This is a genomic window from Zoogloea sp. (assembly GCF_028693495.1).
Taxonomy (GTDB): Bacteria; Pseudomonadota; Gammaproteobacteria; order Burkholderiales; family Rhodocyclaceae; genus Zoogloea.
The window spans coordinates 1-8,988 of the sequence record NZ_JAQUVG010000123.1 but is presented as its reverse complement, the minus strand read 5'-3'; the positions used below and the strand labels follow the sequence as shown (position 1 = coordinate 8,988).

9 protein-coding genes and 1 pseudogene are annotated in these 8,988 nt (G+C 65.4%); 3 read left to right on the top strand and 7 right to left on the bottom strand.

From position 1 onward, the window contains the following. The 3 genes from PHD22_RS15395 to PHD22_RS15385 form a co-directional block, all read left to right on the top strand. Positions 1-847, top strand: an 847-nt coding sequence (locus tag PHD22_RS15395; RefSeq protein ID WP_299868816.1) for an ABC transporter substrate binding protein, incomplete at its 5' end; no start/stop codon positions are given. Further along, a complete protein-coding gene (locus PHD22_RS15390) occupies positions 844-2,751 on the top strand; it encodes an ATP-binding protein (RefSeq protein WP_299868814.1) in 1,908 nt (635 codons plus the stop codon). The genes PHD22_RS15395 and PHD22_RS15390, both read left to right, overlap by 4 nt. A gap of 66 nt (positions 2,752-2,817) precedes the next feature. Continuing rightward, positions 2,818-3,228, top strand: coding sequence for a PhaM family polyhydroxyalkanoate granule multifunctional regulatory protein (locus tag PHD22_RS15385; protein WP_299868811.1), 411 nt, complete (start codon positions 2,818-2,820; stop codon positions 3,226-3,228). A 36-nt stretch (positions 3,229-3,264) separates the two neighbouring features. Here the strand turns inward: PHD22_RS15385 and PHD22_RS15380 are convergent, their stop codons facing one another. The 7 genes and pseudogenes from PHD22_RS15380 to PHD22_RS15350 all read right to left on the bottom strand — a co-directional run. Continuing rightward, entirely contained in the window at positions 3,265-4,167 is a 903-nt protein-coding gene (locus tag PHD22_RS15380) for an AEC family transporter (protein WP_299868808.1), read from the bottom strand. A 92-nt stretch (positions 4,168-4,259) separates the two neighbouring features. Next, positions 4,260-4,991: an anti-sigma factor gene (locus PHD22_RS15375; protein WP_299868805.1), complete on the bottom strand. Its 732-nt coding sequence runs from the start codon at positions 4,989-4,991 to the stop codon at positions 4,260-4,262. After that, positions 4,988-5,554: a sigma-70 family RNA polymerase sigma factor gene (locus PHD22_RS15370; RefSeq protein ID WP_299868802.1), complete on the bottom strand. Its 567-nt coding sequence runs from the start codon at positions 5,552-5,554 to the stop codon at positions 4,988-4,990. Before PHD22_RS15370 ends, PHD22_RS15375 begins: the two co-directional genes overlap by 4 nt. Before the next feature lie 74 nt (positions 5,555-5,628). After that, positions 5,629-6,186 (bottom strand): DUF3455 domain-containing protein, encoded by a 558-nt coding sequence (locus PHD22_RS15365; protein WP_299868799.1) that lies wholly within the window; start codon positions 6,184-6,186, stop codon positions 5,629-5,631. Positions 6,187-6,361: 175 nt separating this feature from the next. Beyond that, complete coding sequence (locus PHD22_RS15360) at positions 6,362-7,597, bottom strand: AMP-binding protein (RefSeq protein ID WP_299868796.1); 1,236 nt, start codon at positions 7,595-7,597, stop codon at positions 6,362-6,364. 41 nt (positions 7,598-7,638) lie between these two features. Further along, entirely contained in the window at positions 7,639-8,439 is an 801-nt protein-coding gene (locus tag PHD22_RS15355; RefSeq protein ID WP_299868793.1) for an ABC transporter ATP-binding protein, read from the bottom strand. A gap of 118 nt (positions 8,440-8,557) precedes the next feature. After that, a pseudogene (locus PHD22_RS15350) lies at positions 8,558-8,988 on the bottom strand (ABC transporter permease); the annotation flags it as partial.

Below are 8,988 nucleotides of genomic sequence, written 5' to 3'. Positions count from 1 at the left end.
GGTCAGCATCATCGCCAGCGAGGACAGCAGCGCCTTTCGTGAGGCAATAGAGGCGCTGGGTGCCGAACTACGGGGTAGCGGACACCGGGTTCAGACCCTGGGCCTCCCCCTGCGCCCCGAAGATGCCCCCAGCCTGGCTGCCAGCAATCTCGTGATCACCCTGGGCGCACGTGCTGCCCAGCTCACCAGCGGCCTTGCTCCCCGCAGCCTGATCCTGCACACCCTGCTCCCCCGCAGCGCCTACGATCGCCTGCCCCTCCGCCACGAGGATAACCGTCGGATCTCGGCCGTCTTCATTGACCAGCCACCGGCACGTCAGATCGAACTGCTGCGCATCGCCCTCCCCGAGTGGAACCGGGTCGCCCTGATTACCGGACGAGATAGCGCGGAGCTGGCTGCCAGGCTCCAGGCCAGCGCGCGGGACAAGCGCATGCGCACCATCCTCGAACAGATCAGCGAGGAGAACGAACTCTACCCCACCCTGCAAAGGGCCCTGCGGGAACCGGGCATTCTCCTGGCAGTGCCGGACTCCATGCTGTTCAACAACCGGACCATATCCAACATCCTGCTGACGGCCTACCATCATCACTCGCCGGTCGTCGGCTTTTCGCCAGCCTATGCCAAGGCGGGTGCCCTGATCGCCCTTTACAGCACGCCTGCCCAGGTCGGACAGCAGGCTGGCGAAGCCGCCCGTCAGGGTCTCAATACAGGCAGCCTGCCCTCCCCGGCCCACCCGCGCCAGTTCCGGGTCAGCACCAACCCTTATGTAGCCCGCTCCCTGGGGATCGTGCTCGAAGACGCACAGACCCTCCGTGAGCGCCTGGAACGTAGCGAGGGCGCGCCATGATCGCGCCCATCAACGAGTGGGATATCCGCCCACGGGCCGTCCTGATCGCGATCCTGCCCACCATGGTCATGGCCCTGGTGCTGATGGCCTATTTTCTCGGCTCCCGCCTGTCCGACCTGGAAGAAGCCCATACCCAGCGAGGCAAGGCCCTCGCCCGGCAGCTCGCAGCAGCCAGTGAGTACGGGGTGTTCTCCGGCAATCTGGAAAGCCTGCGCAAACTGGCCACCTCCATCCTCCAGGAACAGGACGTGGTCCGGGTCGCCGTGTTCAGCCCTCAGCAGGAAGTCCTGGCCGACAGCAGCAAGCCTCCGCCCCCTCCGTCGCCTGGCGCGGTGCGGCTGAGCGGCAGCCAGGGCCGGACGCCCCTGCGCTTCCAGGAACCTGTCAGCGGTCCGCAGATCAATGTCGAGGACGCCTTCCTCGAACCCGGCAGCAGCATCCTCCCACCTCCCGACACTGCCCACGGCGAAGTGCTGGTGGAAATGAGCCAGGACTCCCTGCGGGCCGAACAGCTGCGTCTGCTCCAGAATGGTCTGCTGATGGCCCTGGTGGTACTGACAGCCAGCGCAGCGCTGGCGATCCGGATGAGCCGGGGCATATCCGGCCCCATCCTGCGCATCGCCTCGGCGGTCTCCCGGTTTGGCCAGGGGGACATGAAGATCCGGGTACAGGTGGAGGGCGGCAAGAGCCTGCAGATCCTGGCGGCGGGCGTGAACGATATGGCTGACAAGCTGAGCGCCTCCCGGGAAGAGCTGGAACGGCGGGTGGACGCGGCAACCCGGGAGCTCAAGGAGAAGAAGGAAGAAGCCGAACGCGCCAACCAGGCCAAGACCCGCTTCCTGGCTGCGGCCAGCCACGACCTGCGGCAGCCCATGCATGCCCTCGGCCTGTTCGTCGCCGAGCTGGTCCAGAAGAGCCATGCCTCCGACACCCGGAAGCTGGTGGAGCAGATAGCCATCTCCGCCGAGACAATGGAAAACCTGCTGGATAGCCTGCTCGACATTTCCCGCCTGGATGCCGGCGTCCTGGACCGCCAGATCAAGCCCTTTGCGCTTCAACCCCTCCTCGACCGCATCGAGGAGGACCACCGGCGGGACGCAGAGCTGCGGGGACTGCGCCTGCGCATGCGCCCAAGCAGCCTGTGGGCCGACAGCGACCCCCTGCTGCTCGAACGCATCCTGAACAACCTGATCACCAATGCGCTCCGCTACGCCCCCGGGGGGACGGTGCTCGTGGCCTGCCGAAAACGCGGCCGCAAGGTCCGTATCGAAGTCCGCGACAATGGCCCCGGGATTGCCCCGGAAGCCCAGAAGGCCATCTTCCAGGAGTTCGTCCAGCTGGACAACCCGGAGCGCAACCGGGCCAAGGGCCTGGGTCTCGGGCTGGCCATCGTGCGCCGCCTGACCACCTTGCTGCAGCACGACCTGACCCTGTGTTCGGCACCGGGGCAAGGCGCGCTGTTTGCCGTCGAGCTGCCCGCCGCTGCTGCCGGGGTGCTTCTGGAGGGGAGCCCGCCCCCTGCCAGCCACGCCCTTCACGGACTGCAGGTCCTGCTGGTGGACGACGATGCCCTGGCCGTGGCCAGTACCACCAGCCTGCTGGAATCCTGGGGATGCCAGGTCACCAGCACAAGCAATGCGGACGTCGCGCTGGATGTCTTACCCGCCGGCTGGCTACCCGACATCATGATCTGTGATCACCGCATGGACCTCTCCGGTGCAGGGCACCTCGTGGTGATCCGCCTTCGCCAGCATTTCAACCGCCCGATCCCGGCCATCATCCTGTCCGGGGACACCTCCCCCGAAATCACCCGGGGAGCCCAGCAGGCCGGAATTCCCCTGCTGCACAAACCGGTCCGTCCAGCCAGGCTGCGGGCACTGCTGCAGCGCAAAACCCAAGCCTGATGCAGCCGGATCGCCCTTCGGTTACCATGCAATGGTCAACAACACATCCAGAACAGGGGGAGCAGCATGAGCAACGAAAACAAGACTCAGGATCCGATGGAATTCATGCGTAGCATGTGGAGCAAGATGGGCTTCAACCTGCCCGGCATGGTGACCCCGACCCTGGATGTGGACGAACTGGACAAGCGGATAACCGACATGAAGGCGGTGGAAAGCTGGCTGAAGATGAACCTCAGTTCCCTGCAGATGGCCATTCAGGGCCTCGAGATGCAGCGTGCGACGATTGCCGCCATGCAGGCCATGAGCAAGGTGGCATCGGAAGGCGGCACCCCCGAACAGGCCGGTCAGCCCAATCCCTTTGCCAGCAGCATGTGGCCCTGGAACCTGATGCAGAACGCCGCCGAGCAGGCCAGGTCGGCCACCCCTGCGGCACCTCAGAGCCCCCCTGCGCCGGCCAAGACCGGAGCCTCCAAATAAGACCCGCGGGTGGGCTTCATTCCACCCGCGAACCGGTCATGCCATCTGACGCAGCACGCTCAACCATGCGGTGAGCGTGATTGCCGACAGTACCGTGGTGGCTGAAATCAGCCATGCCACCCCGGGGCCATCCCCTCCCATCCGCATGGCCAGAATATAAGCAGAGGAGGCCGTCGGCAAGGCAGCGAAGAGCACGGCCGTTGCCAAGGCGCCCCCCGACAGCCCGAACAGGGTACCCAGCCCCCAGGCAATCGCCGGCAGCACCAGCAACTTGACGGCACACAGATACAGCGCTCCCGCCCTGCCCCCCTCACGACCTCCCCCCCTCAGGGCCGCGCCCACCGCCAGCAGCCCCAGGGTCACCGCAGCATCAGCCAGCCGCTGCAGAAAAAGCATCAACGGTGCGGGCAAAGCGGTCCCCGTCATGCTGAGGACCATCCCGGCCAGGGTTGCGATGATCAGCGGGTTGCGGGACAGCTCATGCCAGGGACGGCCCTGGCCATGGTGGGCCAGCAGGCCCACTGCAGCCATGTTGGCAAAGGGAACCATCGCGCCACAAAGGGCCCCCATCGCGGCCACACCCGCCGCACCACCGAACTTGCCAGCCACGGCAATCCCGATATATGTGTTGAACCGGTAGGCACACTGCACCCGGGAGGCGAAGGCCATCGGGCCCAGTCCCATCCAGGGTCGCCCGGCAAAAGCCAGGATGAAACCACTGGTCATGGTCAGCAGGCCCACGACGAACAGGGGCGCGAAACTCCCTGGATCAATATGGGCCCGGGCCAGGGCGTTCAACAGCAAGGCCGGAAAAAGGACGAAATACACCAGCTTTTCCACCCCGACCCAGAAGCCCTCGCCCAATCCACCATGACGCCGCAGCAAGGCGCCCAATGCGATCAAGGCAAAATCGGGAAGCAGCAGCAGGAAACTCTGCATGATTCAGGACGCGTCAGGTAAACAGAGGGGCGGAGTGTGCCAGAAGCCGGCAGGAAAGGCGCAGACCCCGGGACGCCTCCGGGAGTCAGCACTTACAGCACCTGGACCGCACGACCGATGAAGCGAACCGGACCAGTGGGCCGGCCGGTGGGTGAGCCCGTCCGGGGCTCCAGGGTCAGCTCGAACAGCTGATTGGGCTGCAGGGCAGGCAGGCCCGAGACGGGCACCTTGGCACTCTGCCCAGGGGTGACCAGCCCCAGGGATACAGGCGCACTCCAGCTGTCCGCCTTGGTCCAGAACTGGAGCGCCTTGTCGGCGGGTACCTCGACGACACCCAGGGGGACGAGCTCGATCTGACCGGAGGTCCGGGTCTGAACGACCCAACCGGGCGCCCGATCCTCCGGCGCCACCAGTACGACCATGAAACGGGTCGCAGGCAAAGGCTCCGCCAGACGTCCGACCAGCACCGCCGCCAGGACCGCCGCCGCCGCAAACCCCGATGCTGCCAGGCCACGCCAGAGGGTCAGGCTGTTCCAATCCCGCCACCACGGCCGGCGGGACAGGGGCATCGCAGCAGGGAAGCCAGCCAGTGCGCCCAGGCTGCGTTCGACCCGTTGCCACAGACGATCCGGAGGAGATACCGGCTCGGCCAGGGCTGTCAGGGGCAACAGGCGCTCCTCCCACGCCCGTACCGCTGCGGCCAGCTCGGGATCTGTGGGCAGGCGTGCCTCAACCCTGCGGCGCTCAGCAGCACCGAGGGTCCCCAGCACGTACTCTCCGGCCAGGGCCTGCAGCTCCCGGGCTTCGGGGGATCCACGATTCATTCCATGCACTCCCGTAATGCGCCCAGGCTACGCCGGATCCACGCCTTCACCGTCCCCAGCGGCGCCTCCAGGCGCCGGGCAATCTCCCCATGGCTCAGCCCGTCCACATAGGCATGCAGGATGCAATTACGCCTGACGGGCTCCAGTTGCTCGAGACAGCCTTCCATGCGCCCGGCACTGGCCCGCCAGTCGAAGGCATCCGTCGTGTCATGCCAGGCTTCGAGCGCCTCCCGGACATCCAGCGCCTGGACCATTTCGTCATCCATACCCACCTCACGGCGACCATCCCGGACAGCATTGAGGGCCAGGTTCCGGGTCACGCTGTAGATCCAGCCCCGGGCCGAGCCTCGGAACGGATCGAAGCTGCCAGCGCGGGTCCAGATATTCAGACAGGCGTCATGGAGCACATCCTCCGCCAGCGCCCTGTCCCGGACAATCCGCTGCACGACCCCCAGCAGGCGGGCGCCCTCCTGCTCATAGAGGGCGCGCAGGGCCGCCTGCTTGCCGGCTGCACAGGCAAGCAGAGCCGCTTCATAGTCGAAATCACTGACGGGAACGGACAAGATCGAAGAGCCGGGACTCGGGGCCCCAGCGCAGGATGGAAGTTCAGTTCCTTACGGCTACGGGAGGCACGGCTTTAGAGAGGCTTCCAGAAAATGTAGTCGGCCTGGTAGGTCACCTGCTCCCGGCGTCCCTGAGTGCTGATGGAACACTCGCTGCCAGGCGCCACACCCCCCTTCAGGGCAACCCGCTGAATGTAGCTCACCCCCATCAGGGCACCCGGACCAATGGCCGGATTGGCCTTGACCAGTTGGTAAGGCAGATTGCCTGCGCCGGCGGGCGCCACGGCCACTTGCGTACCCGTCAGACGGGAGCCGTCCTGCGCTTCCCAGGTGGCAGGAGGTCCGTAATAACGACCTACGGACTGACCGCTCCGGTCCTTCAGGACCGCCCTCGGCCCGACGAATACCCATTCGGCCTGACCGGGCATGGCGGCCTTCTCCCTGCATTCATAGGTGATTTCTCCACTGCCGGCCGTCTCCCAGGCAACCCGGTGGCCTGCGGGGACCTGAACGCTTTCCGGCAGGCTGGCCTGGCTATGGGCGGCCCCTCCGCCCATCATGGAAGCACAGGCTCCCAGCAGGGTTGCAGCAGAGGCCAGGGTGATCAGGTTCAGGGTTGGGTGCAGTTTCATGGGTTCTCTCCGTGGAGTCGATGGTTTGTCGGCCTGCACAACGCAGGTGTCGCCCTGTCCACTACCCACGGGAGAGCCCTTTGGATGCAGCACCGGAAAAATATTTTTCGGGCGCAAAAAAAGCGCCGGGGGAGAGGCCGGCGCGGCAAGACACATCCAACTGAAGAGCAAGGATTTACCGGTAGGTCCGGATGTCGTCGATAACCTTGCCGTCATTGGCCAGGGTGCCCGGGGCACAGAACGCCACCTGTCCCCGCAACTTGGTCAGCTCACGGATCGAATCGGCCACCGCCGCAGCCAATCCTTCCGGCGGGACATCCAGTTCACAGTGCAGAGTCATCCGGTCGGAGTGATCCGGATTGTCCACCACCAGCCGCCCCCGCCCGATCTCCGGGTGACGCCTGAGGATGGCAGCCACCTGACCCGGGTGGACGAACATGCCCTTCACCTTGGTGGTCTGATCTGCCCGGCCGAGCCAGCCCCTGATCCGGGTGTTCGTGCGACCACAGGGAGAAATGCCCGGCAGCACGGCGGACAGGTCTCCGGTGCCGAAACGGATCAAGGGATAATCCGGATTGAAGCTGGTCACCACCACCTCACCCACTTCTCCGGGGGCCACCGGGTCAGCGGTACCGGGGCGGACGATCTCGACGATCACATCCTCGTCCACGACCAGCCCTTCCCGGGCCGGCGTCTCAAAGGCAATCAGCCCCAGGTCGGCGGTGGCATAGGCCTGGTAAGCCTGGATCCCGCGGAGCGCCAGGGCTTCCCGCTGGCTGGGCGGAAACGCCTCGCCGGACACGAAGGCTTTCTTCAGGCTGTCGACCCTGACGCCAAGCTCATCAGCCTTGTCGAGGAGGATGCGCAGGAAAGAAGGGGTGCCCGTGTAGGCATCCGGGCGCAGGTCGGCCATGACAGCCACCTGCTGCTCCGTCTGCCCGACGCCCGCGGGGAAGACGGTGCACCCCAGGGCATGGGCGGCGCTCTCCATCATCGATCCGGCTGGCGTGAAGTGATAGGAAAACGTGTTATGGACCAGATCCCCCGCCCGGAAACCTGCGGCGTAGAACGCCCGGGCCAGCCGCCAGTAATCCTTGCGCGCGCCCTCCGGTTCATAGATCGGGCCAGGAGAGGCGAACACCCGGGCACATCCGGCACCCCACTTGAGCGCCACCAGCCCGCCAAAGGGGCGGGCCGCCTGCTGGAGACCGGAGAGCTCGGATTTGCGGATCACCGGCAAAGCGGCCAGAGCTCCCCGGCTGGTCACTGTTTCCGGGACCACCTCCTTCAGTAGTTCGGCAAATGCCGGCGCATGGGTCCGGGCATGGGCCACCTGGACCGGCAACCGAGCCATCAGCTCATGCTCCCGCTCGGCGGGATCACGGGTTTCACGGGCGTCGTAATAGTTCATTTTTTCTCCGCGGGCGGATGTTGTGCGCATGCCTGGGCCGGTCAGGACAACCAGCGCTTGCGCCGGCGGTAATGCTTCACCTCCCTGAAACTCTTCCGCCCTTCTGACGAAAGCCCCAGATAAAACTCCTTCACATCCTCGTTGGTGCGCAGGTCAGCAGCCTCCCCCTCCATCACCACCCGTCCGTTCTCCAGGATGTAACCAAAGTCCGCATAACGCAGCGCCACCATGGTGTTCTGCTCGGCCAGCAAAAAGCTCACGCTCTCCTTGCTGTTGAGGTCCTTGACGATCTCGAAAATCTCCTCGACGATCTGCGGGGCGAGGCCCATCGACGGCTCATCCAGCAGGATCATCTCGGGCTTGGCCATCAGGGCCCGGCCGATGGCACACATCTGCTGCTCGCCGCCCGATGTGTAGCCGGCCTGGGAGGTCCGCCGGGTCTTGAGGCGGGGGAAATAGGCATAGACCTTGTCCAGGCTGTCCTTGAGCTCGGCCCGGGACTGGCTGCGGGTGTAGGCGCCAGTGAGAAGGTTCTCCTCGATGGACAGGTGGGCAAAGCAGTGGCGCCCCTCCATCACCTGGATGACCCCACGGCGGACCAGATCGGCGGGGGTCAGCTGGTCGATGCGTGCCCCCTTGAACTCCACGCTGCCCTTGGTCACATCACCGCGCTCCGCGCGCAGCAGGTTGGAGATCGACTTGAGCGTGGTGCTCTTGCCTGCCCCGTTGGCACCCAGCAGAGCCACGATCTTGCCCTGGGGTACCTGCAGGGAGACCCCCTTGAGCACGAGGATCACGTGGTCGTAGATGACCTCGATGTTATTGATGCTGAGGTATGACATGGCGGCTATCCGAATGAGGGGGCGAATGCCTTCGCCCACGGAGGCGGCGACGGGTGAAGGCATTCGCCGCGACAGGTTTGACGGGGCAGGCCGGGAGCAAAACCGACCCGCCGCCCGATCAGCTCTCTTTGCTGCAGTCGCGGAGCTTGATGCCCTTTTCCTTGGCGTAGGCAGCAGCAGACTCTTCGATCATGCCGCGCACCAGCGGACGATCGGAGTCCACCCAGTCGCTGATGACCTTCCACTGAGTGCCGTCCCACTGCTGGAACTTCACCTTGCCCGGGCCTTCGTGGTCGGCACAGGTGATCTTGAGGGGCGGCATGAAGCCGGTGGCGCCCAGGGCCTTCAGGCGGGCATCGTCGAGGTTGAGGTTCTCGAAGCCCCAGCGCATCTGCTCGCCGGTGAGGGCTTTGCCCTTGCCATATTTCTCCTGGGCCTTGCGGATCGCCTCGACGGTGATGATGCCGTGCACCACGCCGCGGTTGTAATACACCGAGCCGACGCGGGCCTTGTCTTCCATGTTGCCCTTGTTCTTGCCGTACACATGCT

Coding starts and splice junctions, on each gene's coding strand:
- PHD22_RS15380 (WP_299868808.1), bottom strand. CDS start 4,167: ATGCAGAGTTTCCTGCTGCTGCTTCCCGATTTTGCCTTGATCGCATTG.
- PHD22_RS15385 (WP_299868811.1), top strand. CDS start 2,818: ATGAGCAACGAAAACAAGACTCAGGATCCGATGGAATTCATGCGTAGC.
- PHD22_RS15365 (WP_299868799.1), bottom strand. CDS start 6,186: ATGAAACTGCACCCAACCCTGAACCTGATCACCCTGGCCTCTGCTGCA.
- PHD22_RS15355 (WP_299868793.1), bottom strand. CDS start 8,439: ATGTCATACCTCAGCATCAATAACATCGAGGTCATCTACGACCACGTG.
- PHD22_RS15360 (WP_299868796.1), bottom strand. CDS start 7,597: ATGAACTATTACGACGCCCGTGAAACCCGTGATCCCGCCGAGCGGGAG.
- PHD22_RS15390 (WP_299868814.1), top strand. CDS start 844: ATGATCGCGCCCATCAACGAGTGGGATATCCGCCCACGGGCCGTCCTG.
- PHD22_RS15375 (WP_299868805.1), bottom strand. CDS start 4,991: ATGAATCGTGGATCCCCCGAAGCCCGGGAGCTGCAGGCCCTGGCCGGA.